20 protein-coding genes and 1 pseudogene are annotated in these 26,080 nt (G+C 42.6%); 16 read left to right on the top strand and 5 right to left on the bottom strand.

The features are described 5' to 3' along the window. Positions 1 to 7: 7 nt before the first annotated feature. The 4 genes from prpB (at position 8) to OCU77_RS09570 (ending at position 4,758) form a co-directional block, all read left to right on the top strand. Positions 8 to 877 carry a methylisocitrate lyase gene (gene prpB / locus OCU77_RS09585; RefSeq protein WP_048898598.1) on the top strand — a complete coding sequence of 290 codons (870 nt, stop codon included), beginning with the start codon at positions 8 to 10 and terminating at the stop codon, positions 875 to 877. Between the two features lie 162 nt (positions 878 to 1,039). Continuing rightward, complete coding sequence (gene prpC, locus OCU77_RS09580; protein ID WP_048898599.1) at positions 1,040 to 2,200, top strand: bifunctional 2-methylcitrate synthase/citrate synthase; 1,161 nt, start codon at positions 1,040 to 1,042, stop codon at positions 2,198 to 2,200. Between the two features lie 110 nt (positions 2,201 to 2,310). Next, complete coding sequence (locus OCU77_RS09575) at positions 2,311 to 3,762, top strand: bifunctional 2-methylcitrate dehydratase/aconitate hydratase (protein WP_107302461.1); 1,452 nt, start codon at positions 2,311 to 2,313, stop codon at positions 3,760 to 3,762. A gap of 234 nt (positions 3,763 to 3,996) precedes the next feature. Further along, the gene (locus tag OCU77_RS09570; protein WP_239685945.1) at positions 3,997 to 4,758 is read left to right on the top strand and encodes a hypothetical protein; all 762 of its coding nucleotides are present in this window, start codon (positions 3,997 to 3,999) and stop codon (positions 4,756 to 4,758) included. Positions 4,759 to 4,873: 115 nt separating this feature from the next. On the opposite strand, the gene OCU77_RS09565 is transcribed toward OCU77_RS09570, so the two are convergent. Continuing rightward, complete coding sequence (locus tag OCU77_RS09565) at positions 4,874 to 5,698, bottom strand: DUF4344 domain-containing metallopeptidase (protein ID WP_053111809.1); 825 nt, start codon at positions 5,696 to 5,698, stop codon at positions 4,874 to 4,876. A gap of 292 nt (positions 5,699 to 5,990) precedes the next feature. On the opposite strand from OCU77_RS09565, the gene OCU77_RS09560 reads away from it, so the two are divergent. After that, positions 5,991 to 7,913: a sensor domain-containing diguanylate cyclase gene (locus OCU77_RS09560; protein ID WP_048898600.1), complete on the top strand. Its 1,923-nt coding sequence runs from the start codon at positions 5,991 to 5,993 to the stop codon at positions 7,911 to 7,913. 104 nt (positions 7,914 to 8,017) lie between these two features. On the opposite strand, the gene OCU77_RS09555 is transcribed toward OCU77_RS09560, so the two are convergent. Next, on the bottom strand, positions 8,018 to 8,644 hold the full coding sequence (locus OCU77_RS09555) for a TetR/AcrR family transcriptional regulator (protein WP_160314709.1): 627 nt from the start codon (positions 8,642 to 8,644) through the stop codon (positions 8,018 to 8,020). Positions 8,645 to 9,023: 379 nt separating this feature from the next. On the opposite strand from OCU77_RS09555, the gene OCU77_RS09550 reads away from it, so the two are divergent. Then, entirely contained in the window at positions 9,024 to 10,511 is a 1,488-nt protein-coding gene (locus OCU77_RS09550; RefSeq protein WP_107302460.1) for an oligopeptide:H+ symporter, read from the top strand. A gap of 143 nt (positions 10,512 to 10,654) precedes the next feature. Further along, positions 10,655 to 11,229, top strand: a pseudogene (locus tag OCU77_RS09545) (IS3 family transposase); the annotation flags it as partial. 17 nt (positions 11,230 to 11,246) lie between these two features. Here OCU77_RS09545 and OCU77_RS09540 read toward each other — a convergent pair. From OCU77_RS09540 to OCU77_RS09530, 3 genes are read right to left on the bottom strand one after another with little or no spacing between them, the layout of a single operon-like run. Beyond that, positions 11,247 to 11,543, bottom strand: a complete 297-nt coding sequence (locus OCU77_RS09540; RefSeq protein ID WP_048898462.1) for a PAAR domain-containing protein — start codon at positions 11,541 to 11,543, stop codon at positions 11,247 to 11,249. 22 nt (positions 11,544 to 11,565) lie between these two features. After that, a complete protein-coding gene (locus OCU77_RS09535; protein ID WP_048898461.1) occupies positions 11,566 to 12,141 on the bottom strand; it encodes a DUF6931 family protein in 576 nt (191 codons plus the stop codon). Further along, positions 12,141 to 14,147, bottom strand: a complete 2,007-nt coding sequence (locus OCU77_RS09530; protein WP_107303189.1) for a type VI secretion system Vgr family protein — start codon at positions 14,145 to 14,147, stop codon at positions 12,141 to 12,143. Before OCU77_RS09530 ends, OCU77_RS09535 begins: the two co-directional genes overlap by 1 nt. A 725-nt stretch (positions 14,148 to 14,872) precedes the next feature. Here OCU77_RS09530 and OCU77_RS09525 point away from each other — a divergent pair. The 9 genes from OCU77_RS09525 to tssH all read left to right on the top strand — a co-directional run bounded on the left by OCU77_RS09525 (position 14,873) and on the right by tssH (position 26,052). Beyond that, entirely contained in the window at positions 14,873 to 16,219 is a 1,347-nt protein-coding gene (locus OCU77_RS09525; RefSeq protein ID WP_048898457.1) for a type VI secretion system protein TssA, read from the top strand. Positions 16,220 to 16,257: 38 nt separating this feature from the next. Then, positions 16,258 to 16,776: an Hcp family type VI secretion system effector gene (locus OCU77_RS09520; protein WP_048898456.1), complete on the top strand. Its 519-nt coding sequence runs from the start codon at positions 16,258 to 16,260 to the stop codon at positions 16,774 to 16,776. 75 nt (positions 16,777 to 16,851) lie between these two features. After that, positions 16,852 to 17,361, top strand: a complete 510-nt coding sequence (tssB, locus tag OCU77_RS09515; protein ID WP_048898455.1) for a type VI secretion system contractile sheath small subunit — start codon at positions 16,852 to 16,854, stop codon at positions 17,359 to 17,361. Next, on the top strand, positions 17,361 to 18,839 hold the full coding sequence (tssC, locus tag OCU77_RS09510; protein ID WP_048898454.1) for a type VI secretion system contractile sheath large subunit: 1,479 nt from the start codon (positions 17,361 to 17,363) through the stop codon (positions 18,837 to 18,839). Before tssB ends, tssC begins: the two co-directional genes overlap by 1 nt. Positions 18,840 to 18,884: 45 nt before the next feature. Next, a complete protein-coding gene (locus OCU77_RS09505) occupies positions 18,885 to 20,276 on the top strand; it encodes a type VI secretion system contractile sheath domain-containing protein (protein ID WP_048898453.1) in 1,392 nt (463 codons plus the stop codon). After that, positions 20,273 to 20,695, top strand: a complete 423-nt coding sequence (gene tssE / locus OCU77_RS09500) for a type VI secretion system baseplate subunit TssE (protein WP_048898452.1) — start codon at positions 20,273 to 20,275, stop codon at positions 20,693 to 20,695. The genes OCU77_RS09505 and tssE overlap by 4 nt, the downstream gene beginning before the upstream one ends. Continuing rightward, the gene (gene tssF, locus OCU77_RS09495) at positions 20,688 to 22,472 is read left to right on the top strand and encodes a type VI secretion system baseplate subunit TssF (protein ID WP_048898451.1); all 1,785 of its coding nucleotides are present in this window, start codon (positions 20,688 to 20,690) and stop codon (positions 22,470 to 22,472) included. The genes tssE and tssF overlap by 8 nt, the downstream gene beginning before the upstream one ends. Beyond that, positions 22,454 to 23,446 (top strand): type VI secretion system baseplate subunit TssG, encoded by a 993-nt coding sequence (locus OCU77_RS09490; protein WP_048898450.1) that lies wholly within the window; start codon positions 22,454 to 22,456, stop codon positions 23,444 to 23,446. Before tssF ends, OCU77_RS09490 begins: the two co-directional genes overlap by 19 nt. Next, complete coding sequence (tssH, locus tag OCU77_RS09485; RefSeq protein WP_048898449.1) at positions 23,443 to 26,052, top strand: type VI secretion system ATPase TssH; 2,610 nt, start codon at positions 23,443 to 23,445, stop codon at positions 26,050 to 26,052. Before OCU77_RS09490 ends, tssH begins: the two co-directional genes overlap by 4 nt. Positions 26,053 to 26,080: the final 28 nt, after the last annotated feature.

The raw sequence follows: 26,080 nt of genomic DNA, 5'->3' as shown, positions 1-26,080 counted from the left end.
TAGCATCATGACACCCGGAAAGCGGTTTCGACATGCGGTAGCGACAAACCACCCGCTCCAAATAGTAGGAGCGATAAACCCATATTGCGCCATGATGGCAGAACAAGTGGGGCATCAGGCGATTTACCTATCAGGTGGCGGCATTGCTAATGCGTCGTATGGCTTGCCTGATTTAGGGATCACCACTTTGAATGATGTGCTTGAAGATGTGCGTAGGGTGACGGCAGCCTCTTCATTGCCGCTGTTAGTCGATATAGATACGGGGTTTGGCGGTGCTTTTAATATTGCGCGTACTATTCGAGAAGTTGAAAAAGCAGGTGCTGCAGCGGTACATATTGAAGATCAAGTGGCACAAAAACGCTGTGGACATCGACCGAATAAAGCCATTGTGAGCCAGCAAGAAATGGTCGATAGAATCAAGGCCTGCGTAGATGCAAAAACAGACAGTGATTTTGTCGTGATGGCGCGAACAGATGCTTTAGCCGTCGAAGGGATGGAGGCTGCTATTGAACGCGCCGTGGCTTGTGTTGATGCCGGTGCCGATATGATTTTTCCTGAGGCGATAAATACGTTAGCTCAATATCAGCAGTTTTCAGATGCGATTGATGTACCGATTTTGGCAAATATTACTGAGTTTGGTCAGACGCCATTGTTTTCAGGTGAAGAGTTGGCGGAATGCGGTGTTGATATGGTGTTGTATCCGCTCAGTGCGTTTCGTGCCATGAATCAAGCTGCGCTTAACGTCTACCAGCACCTTAAAAATGATGGCCACCAGCGACAGGTTGTTGATGAGATGCAAACCCGTGAAGCGCTTTATCAATTTTTAGGCTATCACCAATATGAAGCTAAGCTCGATAAACTATTTTCAAAAAAATAGCCCAGTAGTAAGGGCAGAAAGCCATACCACTTAAAGGAATGGCATGGAGAAGAAAGTCTCTCTTCGTTTCAGTCTCTTTATTCGTTCTAAGCGCTGTATTCGTCTAAGAGCCAAGCTGAAACTATTTTTCATTAATAATGTTTCCGACAAAAGGAGTTTGCTATGCCAACACTTGCAGTAGTTGATGCAGGAAAGGACAACCAGCATATTGGTGGTGCAGGGTTACGAGGTCAAAGCGCAGGTTTGACAGCACTTTGTACTGTAGGCAAAACAGGCACTGGGCTGACGTATCGTGGTTATGATATTACGGATCTTGCAAACCATGCTGAATTTGAAGAGGTTGCGTATTTATTATTGAAAGGAAAATTACCTAATCAGCGAGAGTTGAATGAGTATAAGCAGACTTTGATTGCGAAGCGTGGTTTACCAGATGCACTCAAGTTAGTGCTAGAAGCGATACCCGCCACGGCACACCCTATGGATGTAATGCGCACGGGGTGTTCTATGCTCGGTAATTTGGATCAAGAAACCGACTTTAGTCAGCAACACGATAAAACCGATACTTTGTTGGCGATGCTCCCCGCTATTATTTGCTACTGGTATCGATTTAGCCATGATGGTGTTCGTATCGATACGGCATCGAGCAAAGAGCCGTGTATTGGTGGGTATTTTCTTGAAATGTTGACCGATAAAAAGCCGTCAGCCATGCATAAACAAGTGATGCATTGCTCGCTAGTTTTGTATGCAGAGCATGAATTTAATGCCTCAACGTTTGCGGGGCGTGTTTGTGCCTCGACTTTATCCGATCTTCATTCCTGCGTGACGGCTGCCATTGGTACTCTGCGTGGTCCGTTACATGGTGGTGCGAATGAAGCGGCCATGGCAATGATTCAACAATGGCGCACACCTGATGATGCAGAGCAGGGCATCATGTTTATGCTTGATGGAAAAGATAAAGTCATGGGTTTTGGACATGCTATTTACCGCGAATCAGATCCGCGTAATGCGCTAATTAAAGAATGGTCGCGTAAGCTAGCGAAAGGTGCGAAGGATCCGCAGTTATTCGATATCTCTGTACGTGTTGAAGAAGTACTAAAGCGGGAGAAAGACTTATTCGCCAATGCCGATTTTTTCCACGCTTCTGCTTACCATTATATGGGGATCCCCACTAAGTTATTTACGCCTATTTTTGTCATGAGCCGAGTGACAGGATGGGCCGCACATATTTTTGAGCAACGCGCACATAACCGAATTATTCGTCCAAGCGCTGATTACGAAGGGCCAGAGCATCAAGATTGGTTACCGATTGAAGAGCGCGATTAATTGCAATCTTTGCTTGATAAACGCGTTGGCAAAGCCATTTGAGCTTGCTGTTTGAGATGGCTTTTTAGTCAGGCTCTTTGGTAAAACTAAAGGATTAGACAGGATTCAACATGAGCATGAATGTAGATATAAACGAACGTCCAGCACCTGATGCACTATTGGTGAAAATTGCGGATTATGTAGCGAATAGTGAAATCCATTCCAGCGAGGCGTACAACACCGCACGTAACTGTCTGATGGATACGTTAGGTTGTGGCTTATTAGCGTTGCGCTTTCCCGAATGTACTAAACACTTAGGCCCCATAGTACCTGGCACTACAGTTCGCCATGGTGCACGTGTGCCTGGCACGTCGCATGAACTTGATCCTGTGATGGCGGCATTTAATATTGGTTGTATTATTCGCTGGTTAGATTATAACGATACTTGGCTGGCCGCAGAGTGGGGACACCCTTCAGATAATCTTGGGGGGATCCTAGCTACTGCCGATTACTTGAGCCGAGTGGCAGTTGCTGAGGGTAAAGCACCGCTTACTATGCGCGACGTACTCACTGCTATGATTAAAGCCCATGAAATTCAAGGGGTATTGGCATTAGAGAATAGCTATAACCGCGTGGGTTTAGATCATGTGTTATTAGTGCGTGTTGCTTCCACAGCGGTTGTCACAAAAATGCTTGGCGGAAGCCGTGATCAAATTATCGATGCTGTTTCACAAGCATGGGTTGATGGTTGTTCACTCCGCACCTACCGTCACGCGCCTAATGCTGGTTCGCGTAAATCATGGGCTGCTGGTGATGCAACCTCTCGTGCAGTCCGACTCGCCATGATCACTATGAAAGGTGAGATGGGGTTACCATCGGTATTAACCGCGCCGCAGTGGGGCTTTTACGATGTCCAGTTTAAAGGTGAAGAGTTTAAAGTTAATCAAGCGTTTGATAGTTACGTGATGGAAAATGTGCTGTTTAAAATTTCGTTCCCTGCTGAGTTTCACGCGCAAACCGCTGTAGAGTGTGCGGTCAAGCTACACCAACAAGTGAAAGATCGTCTTGATGATATTGAGCGGATTGAAATTACCACGCATGAATCTGCCATTCGTATTATTTCCAAAGTGGGCGATTTGGCGAACCCTGCCGATCGTGACCATTGCTTACAATACATGATTGCTGTGCCATTGATTCATGGCGATTTAATGGCTGAGCATTATGAAGATGATTTTCATCGCGGTGACCCTCGCATTGATATGCTGCGTGAAAAAATGCAAGTGCAGGAGGATAAACGCTACAGTGCAGAGTATCTTGAAGATGATAAACGCTCTATCGCTAATGCAATTCAAGTCTTCTTTACGGATGGAAGTTCTACTGAGAAAGTCGCGGTTGAATACCCAATCGGGCATCGCCGTCGTCGCCAAGAAGGGATCCCTGTTTTAGAGCGTAAGTTTGTCCGCAATTTGCAGACCCGTTTCCCTGTTGCAACCAGCCAATCTATTTTCGAATTATGCAGTGACCAAGCCAAGTTAGAATCGACGTCGGTGAACGATTTTATGGCAATGTTCGCTATTAATTAGAGAGTTAAAACTTGACCTATTGTGGCTGATCAAGCGGTATAAATGGTCGTAAAAAATATGGTGTGAAAATAATACCAGCAGCGTTGGCATTTTGTTCGCGCTGCTTTTTTGTTTTTGATCTTCGTAAAGACTATTTTAACCAATTCAGTTCTGCTTTAAGTTGTACTAATAGGAGCTGATTTATCAGAATTGCCGTTGTTACGTACTATCGCGCGCTTTACTGCGAGGGTTTTGATGATGAAGGTATCGGTACTTGCCGCAAGCATTATGGGGCTAACACTTTCTACAGTGAGCTGGGCGGAAGCGAGTAGTTCGACTTGGGTGGCGACCTTGGGGTTTGAGCAAGCGAGAACGGTAACGCCAACGGAAAAGAAAGATGTCCAGCAAGTTGAAACGATTCTACATGGCGCAAAAGTGAATCTATTTGGTTTAACATGGGATAATACAACTGCGGCCAAGTGGAACAGAGAAGGGCAAATTACCGTTGCTCGGAATTGGGCTTATGGATATTGGAACGATAACTTTGGTCTGTCCGTTGATCTTATTAAGGGTAAATGGCGAGGCAAAGGAGCAAATATTGGTGCTGTGGGTTTAGCGTATAAAGATTGTTGGGGAGATTTTTGTATGCGTGTTAACCCAACTATCGCCAGTATTGATATTCATAATCCCACTACCGAAAAGGTGACGGATAACGGTGCACAGCTGAACCTCAAGATGAATTATCAGATCACAGAGCGCATAAACTTGGGACTTCATCCGCAGTATGCTTACTGGCGTTCAGATGCATTAGGGTCAACGTTGAAACTCGATATTAATGCTACCTTCAATATCACGGAAGATAAACGACATAAACTTACCTTGCTGAATGAATCGTTTGTTGTGAAAAATCGCGCATCAGATATGAAAACACGCTTTGTGGGGGAAGAGACGCCGCTAGCAGGTTACATTCCAGGTACAGAGTCGACTTACAAACTACGTTATTCTTATATTTTTTAAGACTAATATTATCAGCGCTGGTACTGTTTAACGCTATGAAGTGTTAAGTGATAGATGCTGGTATAACAATGCCCAGGCTATTAGCTTGGGCATTGTTGTAAACACTGAAAAAAGACTACTTATTTTCTGCGGGCAGCGGTTGCCCTTGCTGGATGCGTTCAAGCAGTTCTTCACTGGTAATGTCATGGCTGTGTTTAGCTATTACATCTAGCCATTTAAAGAGCTGACGTTGATGTTCGGACTCACAGTATTCGTCATGGCCTTGCTCTATTTGTTCATCTGTATATTCATTTTTATACTTTTCTGGATTGAAGCCAAAAACGAGGCATTGGATATTGTAGTAACGCTGAGCATCTAGGCTGTGTTCATCCCAAAAATGACCATCTTCGAATGCTTCTGTTTTTTCATCACTGATCGCAAACCAATCTGCGGCACTGAACACTATGTCTTCGCCATTGTCGTTAAAGTAGAGTAAGAGAAGGGTAGCCAGGTTATCGACTGCATCTTCCTCTTTGCCCAAAACGACAATCTGGTTGTGGTTTAAATAAGCATGCCCATATTCATGAAATAAAATGAATTGAAGCGCATCCAGTGTTGCTTGATCTACGCTTCTGCCTGTTTTCTCGTAATTATCTTCACTAAAAAGGGTATAGAGCTCGGTGGCAAACTCATAGGGCATTTGGATTGTATTTATTCCTGGGTCGAATAATGGCCCATCAATTTTATTTGCCCACACTATCTTTAAGTCACCGTTAATCGGTGCTAACCAGTTAAAAAACAACGTAATTTCGTTAGAAACTTGTTTTATGTCGGCCAAGAAATCACTCGGAATCGTGCCATCTTCAGCCTTAAACGTTACTGTTGTTTCCGCTGTCACTATGCATGGTATTAGCAGCACAGAAAAAAACAGCGATTTAAGCAAGCGTCTTGTGCTTTGCATTCTCTATCCTTTATGTGAATGTTTGTATGTATTAAAAGGGACATCGACACATAAATTGTCGCAGAAAAGTGCAGGTAAAACGAAACGATGTGATAAATATGTGCATTAAATCCGTTATAAGTATTGAACTTGGTTTGACAGCATGTTGCTTTATGCTGTCTATAATGTGCTCTGTGTCAACAAAGTTAATATTCAACAGTATGCTATTAAGTAGGGTGATATACAATTGAGGGGTGATCCGTATTTACCTTTCAAAATAGGTGGTTAATATGACCGCCAAGAGTTTTTATTGATGGATATAAAACCGAAGCATTTAATACAAACTATCATTCCACTGATTGTTGTCGTGTTCTTATCGTTGTCTTATGTCGGATATTCTGATCTTAAAGTGAGCCGAGCAGCGGCCTATCAACAAGCAAAAGATAATGTCTCAGTCGCTAATGAATATTTGAAAATTCACTTTAATTCAGTTGAAAATCACTTGTATTTATTAGGTCAAATATTAGTTCGTGATGTTGTAATTGATGAATATATTGCTATGGGTGATGCGCTTATAGCGAATCAAAAAAAGCTATCCGAAGTCGGGCTGTATTCGCAAGGAAGTTATTACGGCACTCATGGCATTGAAGTGCATAATGTTGCAAGTAAAATGGAAAATCGCCCTTGGTATAATCCAAATAGTAAAGTAGGTGAAAGTTATATATCACCTATTTATATGAGCCGTACAACGGATAAATGGAGTGTAACGGTTGTTAAAGTTATAGAGATGGCAAATAAGCAACTGGCTTATATATTATTAGAAACAGATGTTACTGAATTATATAAACAATTAGCATTGCTTAAGACTATGAAAAATGGCTATGTATATGTTGTTGATGTGAATAGCCGTCAAATTATTATGCATCCAGACCATTCTCGTATTGGCAGCTTATCCGTTAGCGTCGAACCTGAACTGCTTCAGAGTATTCAGGAGGGAGAAACACAAGGGGCGATAGATGGCTATATGTACAAGATGCGGTGGAAATTTAGTGTTTACGACGCAGATAATGCATTTGGTTGGATTTTATTATCGGGTACTATTACGCAAGATATTACTTCACAAGCGTTTAACTTAGGCGCAGTTAGCATTACATTGTTTTGTGTTATCGGTATTATGGTGCTTATTAACTTAATCTCTAAACGTGTACACAATAATGGTCGATTATTAACAGAAGTTGATGGGTTGGTGGCATTAGATCAAAGGTTAAATGCCATGATTAAAGATCTTGTCCCTTGTGAAAGTGTTATTTTGTTTACCTACAATGAAGATCACCATGAATATGTAGATGTGCACAAAAGGTATACTTTTTCTCAGGAAACTGTTGAGCGATTCCTTACTCTAGATAAACGTCAAAGTATGCGTGTTTCTGTTTCGAATAGAAATGACCTCATTGCACGGCATATATCGCCAACGCGTGCAGTATTTCGAGTACCTCTCATCATTAATGAGCAGTTACAAGGCATAGTGTATTTATTGCGTACACCTGTAGTACTACCTTGGTTTGTTAACATTTACCGCATTTATGCCCAGGGCGCATTAAATCATGTGCTACTGAGGCAGCGAATTAAAAATAAAGATCAAATGACTAATTTGATGAATAAAAACTATTTACGCTCTCATATTCAGCAAGTGCTAATGAAAAATCAAACTGGTTATTATTTGGCGATGTTAGATATTGATGATTTTAAAATGATTAATGATGGCTTGGGGCACTTATTTGGTGATCAAGTTATTTTATCCGTCGCAGAAAAGTTAAAAGAGGTTATGCCGGATCAGGCAATTATTGCCCGTTATGGTGGTGATGAGTTTTCAATTATGTTTATGGCTGAATCGCGTATTGCTGCGGACAGTAAATTACAAGCATTGCGGCGAGCATTAAGCCAGTCACAGGTTCATTTTAATGGAAAAAAAGCAAGTTACACTGTAAGTGTCGGCTTTGCTGAGGTGCAGGGGGAGTTGGATAGTGTTATCTCTCTGGCCGATAATGCTTTATACAAAGCAAAGAAAAATAAACCCTCAAAAGTATGCTTGCATGATATGGGGTACGGTCCGTGCCGTTATTATCAATGTGATGATGATTTAAACACGACGAGCCGTAAATCGGATGAGTGTCTGCCTTGCGGTAATGCTTTGGATTCAGGTCATGCTGCCAGTAGAAACCTAGAGGCAGTCTAAGCATGTTAAGACTAGACGCCTATTGTATATCCGATGAGCGTTTGCTTTAAGGCGTCTAGTGTGAAATGCCGTGATACGACGAGCTGATATGCATGCTATGCGACTTAGCTTGTTATTTCATTTAACACTGGCGTTAACAATGGTTTTGGCTTTTTTATCAGTGGGGTGGTGAGGTACGTACCTAGGTAGGCTTTCGCTGCTCGCTTTGCTTCGTTTGCCATGCTGGTGGTAATAAAGCCGTACTTCATTTGAGATAGAGTAAATATCACGTCTACAATTTCAACCCAGATATGGAAAATATCGGAGTGATTGTTAATTTGCGGAAGTTCGAAGAAGCTGTCTAGAATGTGATAAATCTTGGCGGAAAGAATCAGATCGTTACTACGGTCTTTTTGCTTTATCGCAGGGGAGGTTTTGCCTGAGATGATCAGTTGCCTTGCTGCCTTTTCATGTTCATAAAAAACAATCGAACGCTCGATAAGAATATCGACAATATCCTGCCACTGCGCAATATCATCATAATCCGGTAATACAGACAAAATACTGAGTAGTTCTGCACTGTAGTCTACGGCAACTTCAGCGTAGATAGCATCAATATTGGCGTAAAAATGATAGGCCGAGCTTTTTGGCACATTCGCGCGTTGTGCAATATCGGCAAAAGTTACTTCTGAAATGTCCATTTCAATAAGCAATTCACGAGTGGCCGCTTTAAGTTGTTCTCTACGTTTCATGCCTCTTGCTTGCATATATCCCCTTGCTGCTTCCTGCAATTTAATCCAAAGGTCACTATATCTTAAGGTTGTGTTTGTTACAGCAGTAAATCTTGCTTAATCCTCAGGTTTAGGAGTGAAAATCATGAGTGGTGATGTGGTATTTAACGGGAGAGTATACGCATTAGTTAAACTTATGATTTTCATTACATTGATTTAATTAGTGTTTTTTGTGCGTCTGAAAGCTGTTTACTTTTTTATCACTATGCAATCTTATTTGTATTGATGTGATCGTGATCACTGGTAACAATTTGAAACATCAACATGAATCACTTTATTACTTTTAATATGCAGGTCTAATGCTCGCTCAAATCATAATAGACTAGAGGTTAAGGCTGTAATGTCTACTAAAGTTAGTATTTTCGACCAACCAAAGCCATTTAAGATGATATTTTTTATCGAGTTATGGGAGCGTTTTGGTTATTACGGTTTGCAAGGTATTCTTGCTGTATATTTCGTTGAGCAATTAGGTTTCTCACAGCAAGATTCATTCGTTACTTTTGGTGCATTCGCTGCACTTGTATATGGTTTAGTATCTGTAGGTGGCTATGTTGGTGACCACGTATTAGGCACAAAACGTACTATGGTATTTGGTGCGATAGTGCTTGCTGCAGGTTATTTCTTAATGGGCTTTTCAATTCTAGAGCCTTCATTTATCTTCTATGCACTGGGTGCTATTGCTGTGGGTAACGGCTTATTTAAAGCAAACCCATCAAGTTTACTTGCAAAATGTTATGAAGAAGGCGATAGCCGTTTAGATGGTGCTTTCACGCTGTACTACATGTCGATTAACATTGGCTCATTGGTTTCATTGTCTTTAAGCCCAGTCATTGCAGCAAGCTATGGCTACGCAACAGCATTTGTTATTTGTGGCTTTGGTTTAATCGCAAGTTTGATGAGCTATGTTGTTCTTCGCAAAACAGTGAATGGCATTGGTTCTGAACCTGATTCAGCTCCTATGAATGTTAAGCATTTAGGTATGGTTGCAGCAGGTACGCTTGTTTCAATCTTTATTTGTGCTTGGTTACTGCAAAATATTTTCATGGCAAACCTAGTGCTAGGTCTGATTGGTGTAGGTGTTGTAACCATCTTTATGAAAGAAACCTTTAAAGCGACAGGTGCTGCGCGTAAGAAGATGATTGTTGCATTTGTACTGATGCTACAAGCGATAGTGTTCTACGTTCTTTATGCACAAATGCCAACGTCTTTGAACTTCTTTGCTATCTATAACGTACGTACTGAGTTCTTTGGTTTCAACATTAACCCTGTAAGTCTACAAGCTCTGAACCCATTCTGGGTTGTACTTTGTAGCCCAATTCTTGCTTACTTATACACTTACTACGGAAGCCGCGGCCGTGATTTATCTATGCCAGGTAAATTTACCGTAGGTATGTTTATGTGTGCGTTTGGCTTCTTGTCTGTTGCTGCCGCTGGCCTTTGGTTTGCAGACCAAACGGGTATGGTTTCTGTAGGTTGGATGGTATTGGTTTACCTATTCCAAAGCTTGGGTGAGCTATTAATCAGTGGTCTTGGTCTTGCGATGGTTGCGAGTTTAGTTCCACAACGCTTGATGGGCTTTACCATGGGTGCATGGTTCCTAACACAGGCTGCTTCATTCATTATTGGTGGCTACGTAGCAACCTTTAGTGCTGCGCCGGAGAATGTGACCGATCCACTACAAACGTTGCCATTGTATACGGAAGTTTTCCAAAATATCGGCCTTGTTACGCTTGGCGTAGCGGTTGTTATGGCAATTGCGTCACCAATGCTGACACGCATGATGTCTGCTGAAGATGAAGTGCATGACGCTGAATTAGTGGTTAACTAACAATCGCTAATAGATCTTTCGACACCGCGACAATATAAATTAGACACAAGCAATAAAGAAAAAGCCTCATTGATATTCAGTGAGGCTTTTTGATTTGTTGGTCTGTCCCGTCCTGAAATGTGTTTACACATTGAGGACTAATGATGACCATTCCAAATAAACACTACGTTAAGCGCACTCAGCGTGATTACACACTAGGCTTTAAATTACAGGTTGTAGACGCCATCGAAAAAGGCGACATGACCTATAAACAAGCCCAATCAATTTACGGCATACAAGGTCGTTCGACCGTTCTTACTTGGTTAAGAAAGCATGGAAAATTGGATTGGACTACCTGTCCAAGGAAGAACACGATGCCAAAGTCACCAAGAGCGAATGAAACGCCGGCCCAGAAAATAAAACGACTTGAACAAGAGCTCGAAGATGAACGCCTTAGATGTCTTCTTCTCAACAGAGTTGTCGATATTCTTGACGCTGAGCATGGGATGTCGCTAAGAAAAAAGTATATAGCGAAGGAGCAAGAAGCCTTCAAAAAGAGAGGAAAGTAAGCTTAAGTAAAGCTTGCTCATTGCTCGATATATCTCGTCAATGTGTCTATCAGAGAGAAAAGCGTGAGGCAACTCGTCAGGCTGAGCTTGCTCCTGTGAGAGGAATGGTACTGGAACTAAGACGCTTCATGCCTCGACTAGGAACTCGTAAGCTCTGTCCCGTCCTGAAATGTGTTTACTCTTAAAATTACCCACCCACTAATACTGTTGGCATACCCATGATAATAGTACCGCCATGAGCTGTGGTATCACCCATACGCGCTGCGGGTTTGTTGTTGATCAATACCGTCGCGCTGCCTTTTACTACGCTGTCTGGTGGGCCGACACAGATACACATTTGCCCTAGTGTTGCTGCTGGCATATTGCCAATAAGCACAGTAGTAGGAAGGGGGAGTAGTGGCCCGCCAACATGTGGGATTGGCACCAATGCCGGTGTTTGCATTGGGCATACATGCATGTCGGTGGCGCGAGCTGCAGGAAGCATAGGTAAATCCTCTATTTAATAGCTAAGCGCTTGGGGCTAAGTGGCCATTGCCACCTTGGGCTATGTCTAACCCCATCTTAAAAAAGGCATCATACCGTTCAGTCGCGTCTTCACCATCTGGTAGAGCGGCAGATAAATTAACAGCACCTGCGACTGCATGGGAATATAAATTTGCTGGTGGCGGTACAATAGGATCATCCGGGCCCGTCATGCTACCGCTACTCCAAAATGCGGCTTGTGCCGCCCAGCCGGCCCCAGTTTGTAGATCGGCTTTTTCTGCCATTTGTTCAGCAAAGCGACGCGCCGTTTCATCAGGTGTGTGAACCCACGCTTTAGCTGCGCGTATTGCATTAGACTCATCTTCGTTCCAATCAGTGCGAAAGCTGGTGCAGCAACATGCCCACCAAATCGCTTCACGAACGGGGAGGGCATGCGCAATAAAAATGGCAACATCTGAAAACAGTTCTGCCTCAAGTGCCGCGGTAATGAGTGCTGCGGGTGAAGGGTGTTGTTGAGCAATCTCAAGCATTTCGGCACTCGCCTCGTACAAACCTAAAATATCGCTAGCATTGCGGTGGGGAATTTTTAAATATTGCATTAGTTTACCTTCGCGATTGCGCCTTGGATTTGTACCATACCGCCAGCTTTTACTTGTGTCATAGCACTACCATTGATGCCAACAAGTGCCCCTTTAATATCAGCTTTCGCTTTTCCTTCAACTTTCACCATGGTGCCTTGAATATTGGCGTTACCTTTTGCATCGACCGTCACTTGGGTACCAGATATTTTGATGCCACTAGCACTGATTTCGATAGCATTCGCACCTACACTGAGTTTGATTTTTGTTTTGCCTTTGAGTTCGATTGTTTGCCCATCAATCGAGACTTTTGAGCTAGCATTTATTTCCGCATTTTTACTGGCTTTCGCTGTTATGCTAGCGTCAGAAGATAAACCAATGTCTTTGGCAGCTTTAGTTGTAAACGTATCTTCTGTTTCAAGCGACATTGCTTCTTTGCTTTTGATCCCTAATGTTTTGGTGACATCCAAGGTACACAAGCCTGTGATCGTTTGTTTCTTGTCTTTTTTAACATTAACCGTTAAGTCTTTTTCCGCCTGAATAAAGATTTCTTCTTTGTCTTTTTTATCTTCAAATCGCAGTTCATTGGCTGTGCTGTTATTGCCATTAGGCGTAGTGCGTGTTTTTATCCCAGATTGTGTGGATGCACTGTAGGGCGGTTTATTCTTTTTAGTGTATATCGAACCACTTACCACTGGGCGATCAGGGTCACCATCGATAAAGCTTACCAAGACTTCGTCACCGATTCGGGGAATAAATTGCATACCAAAACCATTACTTGCCGCGGCTTGAGCCACAGGGACCCAACAAGAACTTTTTTCGTTAGGCTCCCCATTTTTATCCCAATGGAAATGCACTTTTATCCGGCCTAGGTTGTCTTGGTTTGTTTCTTCATTATTGGGACCACAAACTGTTGCACTCTGAATGCTATGTATTGGTGGCTTGGCTTGGTACTTCGGGCGCCAAGCAATGTTAGTGGGAACACATTGAAATTCATTTTGGTATTCAACTTGGTTACCGCCTTCTTGTGCACTCAGGCGATGCGTAACATGTGTAACGAGGTACTCTTGGTTAAAGTCAGACTCAGTATGGTCGGTTAGTTTAAAGCGCTGCCCACAGTTAATCGCAATGTTGGAACATGCCGCATTGACCTGTATTTTTTGACTGTCAAAACGTTCCATCTGCTTTTTCGCTGTATCGCGTAATACCGATTTATCTGCGTGACCTTGGCCAAAAAAGTGATGGGCAAGCGCTTTGACTTTTGTTTTGTTGCTTGAGGATCGTTCACCACTGTCAAGTAATTCAGCCGTTTCGTGATTATAATCAGCCAGCGATATTTGGCTTGAGCCCAATGCGTTTTTCATACTCCATTTGGTAATCGCATTTTGTTTATCTTTTGCCTTGGTAATAAATGCAATATGGCTACCTTCAATTGTTTTGAAGTCTTGGTTGCTATCACCAACGATAATGGAAGGCTTATTGCTGGTGTGATCGACATGGTAATGCCAACCTTCGCTCGCCATCATACGCCTTAAGAAAGCATAGTCAGTCTCATTAAATTGAACACAATAACTGTGTTTTATACCGGCACTGCGCGTTGATAGACTGAAATATGTTTTAAGGCCTGAATTAGAGAGTGTCTTTTCGATGATCTGCTTCGACGTCATGTCTTGGAAAACTTGACTTGAAGTGCGGTATTTAAGAATAGAGAACGGATCTATGCCTTCTATTTTATATGTGTAGAGTTGAGTGCTTATATCAAACTTAACATTTTCGATAGACGAGATAATTGAATAGAAATGTTTTGACTCTTTTCTGTGCCCCTCAACGCCTGCTGAATAACAAACATAGAGAACTTTGCCTAGCGCCATTTCAGAAATATGCTCTGCAGTAACTAACGTAGCACTATAGTTCGATGAGTCAGATATCTGCTCGACAACGTTAAATGTTGTGACAATATAAGATCCTTTACCATCTACTTTAGCCAGTATAGGTCGTTGCTTTACATTATATTCTACCGATGTCATTTAAAGGTCTCATATCTATATTTTAGAGCTTTTATTCTAAATTGATTGTTAATCAGTATATTTAGCAAGGCTGATTAACATAGCGAGATTATATGATGGTGATAATCTTGTTCTTGTCGTGATTGCAGAAAATTTATATTAATCTCAAAGCTGAACTCTTTCAATCAAATTGATCGTACGCGGTGAATGAGGGGCGCCATAAAGGATGGGTTGTGCTGCTTGTATTATTTGCAGCTAACTAAACTTAAATTATCTTGGATTTATAAAATAACCATTAAAAGCTTATATTTCTTAAAATTATTAGAATTTAATGATACAGGTTGCTTATTGTCGGTGTTGGTGAAAAATAAAGCGATTCATGCTTGTTTAGTTAACTTAAATAAGTATTTTATATGCCAATTATAATAAATTTCAAATTTATTGAGTGCGGGTTTTTCATTGCCCCTTGTTTTAAGTGGTTGATATTAATATGTTTTGTTTCTTTTTTGAATGGCCTCTCATTGTTATCATCCGTTAAGACTCTGATTGTACCAGTAGAATTTTGTTTCTATCTATTTCAAAAAAAGATATAAATCAGAATATAAATAAATAGCATTTTATTTGATTGTAAGATTGATGGTTTTAATAATTCCTCCTTGTTTGAGAACGGTATCTTTGGATGTTTTTCCGAAAGATAAATGTGTGTAAAAAAGAATTCCAAAAACAATAATAAATAAAGGGATATTATGCGATTTACTGAAGATAAAATTCGATCGCTTTCTAACGCTATTAGCGATGACCACTTTTGTGGTATTTACTTAAAATCTGATAGGAAAGTCTTTCGTCCATTAAGGAATGAATTTAACTTAGCTCAAACATCGCAGCGCCAGCTCGTTCAAAATCCAGATCCAAACGAAATTGATGCTCTTCATGAGAGCAATGTTCAAAACTGGTCAGCATTAGCAAATAGCTTGTTTGACGTTTTTGAATCATCCTCTAGGGATGTTGAGCTAGCTGCTTGGATGCTTGCAGCTCAAATTGTTATTGACCCAAGTTTAAATACATCAAGTCACTTTAGTTTATGGTTTAGTTCTCTTGTTGAAGAGCACTGGCTGTCTATTCAGCCTATATTACCAGCCGAAAAAATTAGAGCTGAAGATGATTTTGCTAAGCAAAAAGAAATTACAGAGTTTAAGTTAAAAGCCTTTGTGCAATTAGTAGGTGAGTCTGAGGATAGTTCTTTACTGTATTCGCCATTGCTCTTGCTACCGCTGATTGGTGATTTAAATTATTCGCGTTATTTGAGTGAAGAACGCAAAGGAAACCTTGCGGAAGTACGCCAAACCTATCAAACCATCGCGATGAGCCATCGCGCAGAAGTGACAGCATTGGCTAAAAACTTGGAGAGCTTACGAACCAATTTGTCTAGCATTGATGCTGGCATTAAGCAGCATTGCCAAGCGTTTTTGCTGCCACAACCTAGCTTCCAATTTGTTCTCGGCTTATTAACGAAATTACTCCAAGTCATTGAATATATCGCCGGCATTAAGCCTGAATCACAAGCTGAAAGTACAGCACCTATCGAACCTGCACCTGCAGAAACTAAGTTATCAGAAGAAGCCAAGAGTGTGAGGGGCGGAGCTGTGATCTCGATGAATCCAGAGACTGTAACTGAGGCTGCTCCAAATACGATTACACCGGTGTCGTTCACGTCGATTGCTGAGATGCAAGTTCAAAATCGCGATCAAGCTTTTCACCAAATGCGTGAGCTTGCTGAGTTTTTCATGAAGACAGAACCGCACAGTCCTGTTTCTTACCTATTAGAGAAAGCAATTCGTTGGGGGTACTTATCATTGCCTGAGTTGATGACTGAATTGCTTTCTGATCAACAAGACACGATTAATCGCGTGTTTAATTTATCTGGTTTGGACGAAGACGGCCAAACACATTTACCTGAGCGACAAACGGTTCAACCTTCAGTAGCAACTACTGTATCTGCTGCTGAACCAAGCACACCTGTTGTGCAGGAAGAGCCAGCCCAAGAACAACAAGAGGAACAGGTCGTTACATCCAACAGTGATTCACTCTGGTAATCGACTTGTAATGTAAACATAAAAAAAGAGGAAATATTATGGCGAGCATCTATATGCGCGTAGAGGGCGTTAAAGTTGAAGGCGGTGCAACTGTTGAAGGTCTACCAAAAGACGGTTGGTTCGCATTGAACTCATACAGCTGGGGTGCAGTACGTCAAGTAGCGATGGACATCGGTAACGGTAACAATGCTGATTCAGGCATGGTTGCAATGAGCGAAGTAAACATCACTAAAGAAGTTGATGGTGCATCTGAAGATCTACTGTCTTTCCTATTTAGCCCTGGTGCTGAAGGTAAAGATGTAGACATCGTATTTACTAAACCTGCACGTGACGGTTCTGGCGCAGAGATCTACTTCCAAGTTGGTCTGAAAAAAGCCCGTCTAGTTTCTTACAACGTAAGCGGCAGCGATGGTTCTCAACCATTTGAAAGCATTGCTCTTTCTTACATTCAGCTTGATCAGAAGCACAAGCATGAAGCTGATGGCGGTAAGATGGTAGATGGTGGTCTTGTTTCTTACCACGTACCGCAAGGCAAGCTTCTGTCTGGCGCTAAATAATCTAATTTAATGCGCTGCCGTTGTGTGGCGCATTAGTTTCTTTGATTATTTTCCAATATTTATAGGTAGGGAAGTATGGCTCTCAACTCGCAACATAAGCGTGTAAGTAAAAACCGTGTAAGTATCACTTACGATGTCGAAACTAACGGTGCAACAGAAACAAAAGAATTACCTTTTGTTGTAGGTGTTATTGGTGATTTTTCTGGCCATAAACCAGAAAGTGAAAAAGTAGACCTAGAAGAACGTGAATTTACGGGTGTTGATAAAGATAACTTCGACACTGTGATGGGCCAAATTAACCCACGCCTGTCTTACAAAGTAGATAACAAATTGGCGAACGACGACAGCCAATTTGAAGTCAATATCTCATTGCAATCAATGAAAGATTTCCATCCAGAAAATCTGGTTGAGCAAATCGATCCTCTCAAGCAGTTAGTTGAAACACGTAATCAACTTAAAGTGCTATTAAGCAAAGCAGACCGTTCTCGCGATCTAGAGCGTTTACTAAAAGAAGTACTGCAAAGCACAGATGCGATCCAACACTTAGCTGAAGAGCTGGGTGTGAAAGGTGGGGAGGAAGAATAATGACGACTGAACAACAAGCAGCACCACAAGCAGAAGCCGCAGAAGGCGAACTGAATTTCCTCGATCGTGCGATTTCAGCTACGACGCAAACACCAGCAGATACAACGAAAGAGTTGCTATCCGTGCTGACATCTCAAGTGCTAGAAGGCACTGTGACTTGGGATAAAAACCTGACTTTAACTATCGAGAAAGCGATTTCAGCACTGGATGTGAAAATCTCAGAGCAACTTTCTACGGTGATGAAAAATCAAGACTTCCAGAAATTAGAAGGTACTTGGTTAGGGCTTCAAAAGCTGGTTAAAAATAGCGAACTGGGCCCAGATCTTAAGATCAAATTGGCTGATTACACCAAAGATGAGCTACTAGAGCAGTTTGAAGATGCGCCAGCGATCGATCGTAGCCGCTTCTTCACTATGGTTTACCAAGAAGAATTTGGTACTGCGGGTGGCCAGCCTTACGGTGCACTTATTGGTGATTATGAGTTTGGATACGGCGACGAAGATGTTGCTCTACTTCGCTACATGGGCGAAGTCGCTGCTGCATCGCATTCTCCATTTGTTGCCGCAGCAAACGCTAGCATGTTTGATTTCGATTCTTTCGAAACCTTCTCAGAAGGTAAACCTGTTGCCGCTGGCTTTGATTCACCAGCATACGCAAGCTGGAATGCGTTCCGTGCAAGTGATGACTCTCGTTATGTTGCGCTAACGCTACCAAAAACAATTGCGCGCCTGCCTTACGGTCAAGCAACGGTAAAAGTAAGTTCTTTTGAGTTTGAAGAGCTTTCACAAGATGCCAACGGTAACGCAGTGCCAGAATCACAAGATGATTTCGTATGGAGTAATGCTGCGTACGAATACGGCCTACTTCTAACACAAGCTTACACGCAATTTGGTTGGTGTACGGCTATCCGTGGTGCAGACAATGGCGGTAAAGTTGAGAATCTATCTAACTTTACTTACTACACGCCAGCAGGTGATCTTGTTCAGCAATGTCCGTCAGAAGTAAACCTGACTGACGAGCGTGAAAAAGAGCTAAGTGATCTTGGTTTCCTACCTCTAGTTCACTACAAAAACACCAACTACGCCGTGTTCATGGGTGCACAAACCACTCATAAACCAAAGACTTACACTGATCCTGATGCAACTTCAAATGCTGCTATTTCAGCGCGCTTGCCTTACACAATGGCAAGTAGCCGTATCGCGCAATACTTGAAAGTAATGGGACGTGATCGTGTGGGTTCAAACCTAGATCCTGCCAACGTTGAGAAAGAGCTAAGCGATTGGATTCACCAATACGTGAACCCAAATGCGATCGGTAACGAAGCTAAATCAACACACCCTCTTGTTGAAGCTAAGGTTAGCGTTGAAGAGCAAGCTGGTCGTCCAGGTTGCTACTCTGCGGTGGCATACCTACGCCCTTGGCTACAAATGGAAGAGTTAACATCATCACTACGCATGGTTGCTAACATTCCAGGCTAAATAATATTACCGAGGGGAGGGTACTTCCCTCGGTTTGAGGTTTATATGACAACATCTAACCCAACATCATCCGCCAGCATCTTACAAGATGTAGGGCTTTGGCGAATGCTGTTAGACAATGCAAAACAGCAAAACCTAACGGGGTTTAAGGCTCTGTTAAGTAATGTGATTTGTCAGATAGATGGGTTATTGAGCGAACAACTCTCCGCAGTTATTCAAGATCCAGCATTTAAGCAGCTCGAATCGAGCTGGACCAATGTACAAAACCTGACTTGTCTGCCGGTTTCTACTCGTCGTGTCAAAATTAAACTTATCGATGTGAGTTGGCCTGAGCTTTCAGCAGACCTCAATCAGTCTTTTGATCTGTCACATAGTGCGCTTTACAAAAAAGTTTACGCAAATGAATTGAATACAGCTGGTGGACAGCCGTTTGGCCTGTTAGTCGCCGATCGTTTGATTCAGTTTGATTTAGATGAAGAAGCTAACTTTGACGATTTATATACCCTTCAGTTATTGGCTGAGTTAGGTGAGCGTTCATTATGCCCAGTTGCATTAGGTTTGAATCAATACTTTTTTGGTGATGATCCTGCACGTTTGATTCACGATCAGTCTAGGATCAAACGTATTTTGACCAGCTTGGATTTTCAGAGTTGGCAATTGCTACGCCAACGTGGTTCGAGCCGTTTTCTTAACATTGTCTTGCCTGAATATCGATTACGTTCGGCATATCAATCGTATCCAGCGGGCTTTGTTTTTAATGAAACGCCAAGTGAAAAAGCCGTGCTTTGGGGCAATGCGGCCTACTTGTTGGCAGCCAATGTTATTCGGGAATTTGATCGTATCAGTTGGTTTGGTTTTTTACGTGCTTATGACGAATCAGGGAACTACGGGGCCATTATCCATACGCCCGCGAATGACGCGTCAAATCGAGAGCCTTTATCGATAGATACACGGATAAACATTTACAGCGAACATGATAGCTTTTGGTCAGAGCAAGGTTTTGTGCCTATCACAAGCGTCTATTTAAGTGACCAAAAAGGCTTTTTTAGCAATCAATCGGTATGGCAACCAACGGATGAAACAAGCCGTGTCAACGGTATGCTGCAAACTAACTTGATGGCCTGTCGTTTTGCCCATTATATCAAAGCACAGATCCGCGATCGTATTGGTAGTTTTGATAGTGCTGCCACGTGTGAACGTGACTTAGAGCATTGGCTTCAGAATTACATCAGTGGTGTGGATTATGGTGATGAGTCCATTATGGCTCGATACCCATTAAAACAAGCGAGTGTGACATTTACGCAAGACAGTTTTGATACCACCAAATACCGTTGTCAAATCCATCTTCAGCCACAGTATCAATATGAAATGTTGGACACCCACATTGTTCTGCTGACGGATGTTTCAGCACGTAAGTTAGGGGAGGCAAACGAATGAGTTTGTTAACCAAAATGAAAGGCGAATGGCGAAATGATGTTGATAGTGTGCGCGATGCCATTATCGATAACTTGTCATCTCTATTGTCGTCACGTGCACCAATTTGGGAGACGCAGTGGATACCAACAGAGAGTCAGGAGTCTATTGCGACCTTTGGTATGGCGAATGCAATGCGTGCGCAAAATCGATCAAATAGCACTGTCGTTTTGCATGAAATAAAGCACTTAATTGAGGTATTTGAACCGCGTTTAAAACATCTTGATATCGAGTTAGATGAAGCGTCAATTGATACCAATAAGCTTAAATTTCGGATCGAAGGTACGGTTACCACAGATTTTGGTGAAGACATCGTTGTTTTTGATTCTAGTTTAGATTTTACCACCAGTAGTTTAGATGTAAGGAAGACCAACCTTGTCTGAGTCATTACTTAATTATTTTGAACAAGAGTTAGCCTTCATTCGCAAAGATGCTGGTGACTTTTCGCGTCGTCATCCTGGTGTTGCGAAAACTTTGGGTATCAATGGGGATGGCATTGACGACCCGCAAGTCACTCGTTTGATTGAAAGTTTTGCTTTCATGAATGCAAAGTTACAGCAGCGTTTGGACGATAATTATCCGCAATTGACCGATAGTTTGTTGCAGCTGCTCTTTCCGCATTTTACGCGTCCAATCCCTGCTTACAGCATTGTTAAGATGCAACCTCGTGAAGAAGTTGCGGCTAAGTATACCTTGCCAAAGGGTACTCAGTTGGGCATTAACGATAACGGGTCTGAAACCGCTATTTTTAGAACTTGCCAAGAGGTTGATCTTCATCCGATCGAATTGAAATCTGCGCTAGTTTCTATCGCGCCATTTGATATAGCTAAACCGCAAAGTGCCAAGCAGGCGAAAGCAATGTTGGAATTGGAAATAGAAACAACGGATCCAACCATACTCTTTTCGGACTTAACGTTAGACTCTTTGCCTATTTTCTTACGTGGTGAAACGGCATCAGTACTTCGCCTTTATGATTACCTGTTTGCAGGTACTAACCAAGTTTGTATTCGACTCGATGACACTTTTATTGAGCTTGGTGCTGACGCCTTATCACCGGTTGGTTTCGATGCTAGTGATTACGTGTTGCCATACAGCGTGCGTAGTTTTGGTGGATTTAAGCTACTGACTGAGTTCTTTATGTTCTCTGAACGCTTTCATGCCATGAAAGTGAATATGGGTGAGGCATTGTCAGCGGTGAAACAAAGCACAATGAAGATTGTGATTTTTATGGATGACATGCCAATTGAGTTGGCTCGTAGTCTTGGCTTAGAAAATTTCCACTTGTTCTGCACACCCGTTATCAATCTGCAATCGTTAGTTGCAGAGCCAATGAAAGTTGATTTTAGCCAAAGCCAATATCCGATTATTTTGGATGCTGGTGGGCAAGAACAACTTCAAGTGTTCTCTATCGATAATGTTTCAGATGTGACAGATCAAAATGTAAAAGCTGTTCCTTCGTTGTATGGCGAAAAGTTTCGTGGTGCTCAAACCGGTTTACGTTGGCAGCTCAAACAAGCATGGAATGCAGAAGGTCGTCAGTTAAATAGTTATTTACGCGTTGCAGATCTAGAGCATATCAGTGCTAGCGACAGCGCGCATACTTTGCTGATCAATGCCACTTGCTCAAATGGTGATCTATCGAGTCAATTATCCGTGAGCAGTGATATCCATTGCCATGATTCCATTTCACTGCCAGCAGATATCACCTTACTTCGCAGACCAAAGCCGCAAATCCGGATTAAAGCGCTCGTTCAAGATGCGTGGCCTTTATTAGCTCATTTGCATTTTAACTATCAAGCAATCTTTGGTGCTGATGATCCTGTTGCATCGCTTAAAGCCATGCTGAATTTGTATAACCACAATGAGAGTTCGCAAAACTCTGCGTACGTGGAAGCAATTGTAAAACTCACGCAGGAGCAAGTTGTCGCACCAATTCGAATTTCAGGTAAAAGCTGCTTTGCAAGTGGAACACGTATTTACATCACGCTAAATGGTAAGGGGCTTGGCGGTGGTGTTGAGCTGCTTTCACAATTACTTGACCACTTCTTCGCGTATTTTGCTGGCTTCAACAGCTTCACCCAAGTGGTTATTTTGCTTGAGGGTAGAGAAGGTGAACACCGCGTATTTCCAAGGAGGACAGGATGCAAAAACCTGCTCTAACCTTGTTGCAAGAGACGCCGTATGCCTTTGCGTTACCTCAGGCCGTTCAACTGATCAAACATCAAGCGGCGCAAATGGGTCAACGTCCATTTGTCCGTTTCTCATCGTGCATGTTACCCGCTTACCAGCAGTCAGATATTGTCGATGTTGTGTTGGAAGGTGCAAACCAATGGTTACTGACGTGCGACTTGCCATCACTGTCAGGTAGCCAAGGTGTGATGCCTCGCCATCTTTATATTGAGGCGTTGAAAGAAGAGTTTGAACAAGGAAATAGTGCCTTGGTTGATTTCTTCGATGGTTTTAGTAATCGCCATTACCGCCTTCATAGCCAGACAGAAATAAAGCATAACTTGGCACTTCAGGCAGAAGAAGAACATTTTAGTTGGAACCGTCACGATGTTGCTTTAAGCCAAATGCTCGCCAATTTAAGTGGTGATTTAGGCAACAATAGCGCGCTATCAAGCCGCCATTTGGTGCAATACAGCGGCGTCATGGGGTTGAAATTATCGTGTCTGGATACCTTACGCGAACTATTAACCGACTATTTCGAGTATGAATTTGAAGTGTGTTATGGCGAGGTTGAGCACCAAGCATTACTGCCTTGCTGTGTCACTAAGTTGGGTAAGTCTGGACAAAATAACCAGCTGGGATTTGATGCGCTAGTTGGAAAGAGTGCCGTGACAGCTTTTCAACACTTGGTCGTCACTGTGTTACCTAACAATAAAGAATTTACCCAGATCAGAAATGACGAACACTTGGTTGATGCGATTGATGGGTTTATCCGCCATTACATGGGGGCGGATATTAAGTTGAAGTTAATGATGAAAGTGTGTGGACGTTTTCTGCCTGGGTTACAGCTATCCAGCAAGGAAAATACCGACATTCGACTCGCGCAGTCGACATGGTTAGCGCCAAAACAATTAAAACAACATTACGTGGTAATGCCACTTAAACAGAACAGGAACACAGCATGATCAACGTTGAATTACAAAGTTTGGTCAAACGATTAACCCCGCCATTAAAAAGTGCGCTTGAAATGGCGGCGGGTGATTGTATGGCAAGGACACACTTTAGTATTGAGTCTGAGCATTGGTTTTATCAATTACTGAATGATGCAGATAGTGGTTGGAAAGCGTTATTGCAACACAGCAATATTGACAATCAACAGATCATTCAAGGTTTAACACATTACTTTAATGGCTTATCGCGTGGTAATGATAGTGCTCCTTCGTTATCGCCATCCTTAGTTGAATTACTCAAAGACTGCTGGTTGTTAGCTTCGTTGAATCATAGTAATGCCACGATTAATGGTTATCACGTTCTGATGGTGCTTAAACAACGTATTGATCAGGGTGGTTACAATGGTGAATTAGCGTCATGGTTAAATACGGTATCAATGGAATCATTGAAGCAGCATGCAGCAACGAAAAGTGCCGTGTCCGCTCATTCATCACAAGCGGTGCCTTTGCAAGAACACACGGGTGAAGTCAGCACTGCTGCATTAGATAAATACACCCATAACCTTACAGAAGCGGCACGTAGCGGTAAGCTTGATCCTATTTCTGGTCGTAACCCCGAAATACGTAAATCGATTGATATTCTTTGTCGTCGTCGCCAGAACAGCCCAATTCTTGTCGGTGATCCTGGAGTGGGTAAAACCGCAATTGTTGAAGGGTTAGCACAGCAAATTGTTGACGGTAACGTACCGCCATCCTTAGCGGATGTTGAGTTGCGTACGCTTGATTTGTCGTTACTTCAAGCGGGCGCAAGCATTAAGGGTGAGTTTGAAAATCGCCTGAAAGATGTATTGGCAGAAGTGAAGCAATCACCGCGTCCAATTATCGTCTTCATTGATGAAGCACACACCTTAATTGGTGCTGGTGGCGCGGCGGGTCAAAATGACGCGGCTAACTTACTAAAGCCAGCGCTTGCACGAGGTGAGTTCAGAACTATTGCGGCGACGACCTGGGCTGAATACAAACAGTACTTTGAAACGGATGCAGCATTGACGCGCCGCTTCCAACTGGTTGCGGTGGGTGAACCAAATGAAAAAGATGCGATTCAAATGCTACGTGGGGTTGCGAAAGGTCTGCAAAAACACCATAGCGTGACCATCTTAGAAGAAGCGCTTGAAGCGGCAGTTACTTTGTCAGTTCGCTTCCTTCCTGAACGTCAACTCCCAGATAAAGCGATCAGCCTGCTTGATACTGCTTGTTCACGTATTGGTTTGAGCCAAAGTGCGTTGCCGCAGCAGTTGGATAACCTAGCTGAGCAAATTCGTTATGCGAAAAACGAGAAAGCATCGTTTGAACATGAGCACGCGATGTTAGCAAATGGTGCTGATAAGCTGGTTGCGATTGAAGCAACGATGACAGAATTAGAAGCTGAGTATGCAGAGCTTGACGCACGTTGGAGTACAGAAAAAAATCTAGTTAACCAGATCGTAGCGCTTCAAGATGTTATCTCCGAGCGTTTCCGTGCGGGTGAAGCGATTGCCAATAGCCAAGATCAGCAAACCTTAGCGGCACTGATGGCGGAATTGAGTGAGTTGCAAGGCGAAGCTCCGTTGGTTATTCCGCAAGTAGACAAACAAACTATCGCAGAAGTGATTGCATTGTGGACAGGGATCCCTGTTGGCAACATGGTCAAAGATGAAGTCGCGCGTTTACTGAATATTGAAGCTGAAATTGGTAAGCGTGTCATCGGTCAGAAAGCACCGATTGAAGAGATCTCTAAAGCCATTCGTATGTCACGTGCGGGGTTGACTGATCCTCGTAAACCTATTGGCGTATTCCTAATGTGTGGCCCAAGTGGTGTAGGTAAAACAGAAACGGCGCTTGCACTGACAGATTTACTATATGGTGGTGAGAAAAATATCACGACCATCAACATGACTGAATTTAAAGAAGAGCACAAAATCTCTATGTTGCTCGGCTCACCTGCGGGTTATGTTGGTTATGGAAAAGGCGGAGTATTAACGGAAGCTGTTCGTAAGAATCCTTACTCAGTCTTGCTACTTGATGAGATGGAAAAAGCGCATCCGGGTGTGCATGACTTGTTCTATCAAATCTTTGATAAAGGCTCGATCTCTGACAGTGAAGGGCGCGATATCGATTTCAAGAACACCATTATCATCATGACTTCCAATGCCGCTGATAGCGCGGTTGTGGATGCTTGTGTTGATGCACGTCCGGGCGTTCCTGAACTTACCGAGAGTATTTTCCCTGCGTTGCAAAATCACTTCAAACCGGCTTTCTTAGGTCGTACAACGGTTGTTCCTTATTTCCCATTAAATAATGAGGAAATGGCGAAAATTGCTCGTTTGTCACTGGGGCGAATCGAAAAACGCGTACGCAGTCATTACGGTGCAAGCTTTACTTATAGTGAAGCGTTAATCGAACACTTAATTGCACAAAATCACTCACCTGAAACAGGGGCACGAGCGATTGAACAAATAATTAACCGTACCTTAATGCCAGAACTTGCGTCGCAATGCATTGTTCGTTTGAGTGAAGGTTTAAATATAGAAAATGTCGAAGTTACTATTGAAGCTGGTGCTGTAAGTATCGTTATTGAATAGTGTTTCTTAGTGTAAAACATAATGGAGT

The sequence above is a fragment of the Photobacterium swingsii genome (assembly GCF_024346715.1).
In the GTDB taxonomy this organism is placed as follows: domain Bacteria; phylum Pseudomonadota; class Gammaproteobacteria; order Enterobacterales; family Vibrionaceae; genus Photobacterium; species Photobacterium swingsii.
The sequence above is the reverse complement of the archived record's forward strand: the minus strand, read 5'-3'. Positions and strand labels throughout refer to the sequence as shown.

Bases quoted from the DNA above. Each gene is read 5' to 3' on its own strand.
- tssB (WP_048898455.1), top strand. From the start codon at position 16,852: ATGGCTCTCAACTCGCAACATAAGCGTGTAAGTAAAAACCGTGTAAGT.
- OCU77_RS09520 (WP_048898456.1), top strand. From the start codon at position 16,258: ATGGCGAGCATCTATATGCGCGTAGAGGGCGTTAAAGTTGAAGGCGGT.
- OCU77_RS09490 (WP_048898450.1), top strand. From the start codon at position 22,454: ATGCAAAAACCTGCTCTAACCTTGTTGCAAGAGACGCCGTATGCCTTT.
- tssE (WP_048898452.1), top strand. From the start codon at position 20,273: ATGAGTTTGTTAACCAAAATGAAAGGCGAATGGCGAAATGATGTTGAT.
- OCU77_RS09560 (WP_048898600.1), top strand. From the start codon at position 5,991: ATGGATATAAAACCGAAGCATTTAATACAAACTATCATTCCACTGATT.
- OCU77_RS09535 (WP_048898461.1), bottom strand. From the start codon at position 12,141: ATGCAATATTTAAAAATTCCCCACCGCAATGCTAGCGATATTTTAGGT.
- OCU77_RS09565 (WP_053111809.1), bottom strand. From the start codon at position 5,698: ATGCAAAGCACAAGACGCTTGCTTAAATCGCTGTTTTTTTCTGTGCTG.
- OCU77_RS09525 (WP_048898457.1), top strand. From the start codon at position 14,873: ATGCGATTTACTGAAGATAAAATTCGATCGCTTTCTAACGCTATTAGC.
- prpC (WP_048898599.1), top strand. From the start codon at position 1,040: ATGCCAACACTTGCAGTAGTTGATGCAGGAAAGGACAACCAGCATATT.
- tssH (WP_048898449.1), top strand. From the start codon at position 23,443: ATGATCAACGTTGAATTACAAAGTTTGGTCAAACGATTAACCCCGCCA.
- tssC (WP_048898454.1), top strand. From the start codon at position 17,361: ATGACGACTGAACAACAAGCAGCACCACAAGCAGAAGCCGCAGAAGGC.
- OCU77_RS09505 (WP_048898453.1), top strand. From the start codon at position 18,885: ATGACAACATCTAACCCAACATCATCCGCCAGCATCTTACAAGATGTA.
- OCU77_RS09555 (WP_160314709.1), bottom strand. From the start codon at position 8,644: ATGAAACGTAGAGAACAACTTAAAGCGGCCACTCGTGAATTGCTTATT.
- OCU77_RS09540 (WP_048898462.1), bottom strand. From the start codon at position 11,543: ATGCTTCCTGCAGCTCGCGCCACCGACATGCATGTATGCCCAATGCAA.
- OCU77_RS09570 (WP_239685945.1), top strand. From the start codon at position 3,997: ATGATGAAGGTATCGGTACTTGCCGCAAGCATTATGGGGCTAACACTT.
- OCU77_RS09530 (WP_107303189.1), bottom strand. From the start codon at position 14,147: ATGACATCGGTAGAATATAATGTAAAGCAACGACCTATACTGGCTAAA.
- prpB (WP_048898598.1), top strand. From the start codon at position 8: ATGACACCCGGAAAGCGGTTTCGACATGCGGTAGCGACAAACCACCCG.
- OCU77_RS09575 (WP_107302461.1), top strand. From the start codon at position 2,311: ATGAGCATGAATGTAGATATAAACGAACGTCCAGCACCTGATGCACTA.
- OCU77_RS09550 (WP_107302460.1), top strand. From the start codon at position 9,024: ATGTCTACTAAAGTTAGTATTTTCGACCAACCAAAGCCATTTAAGATG.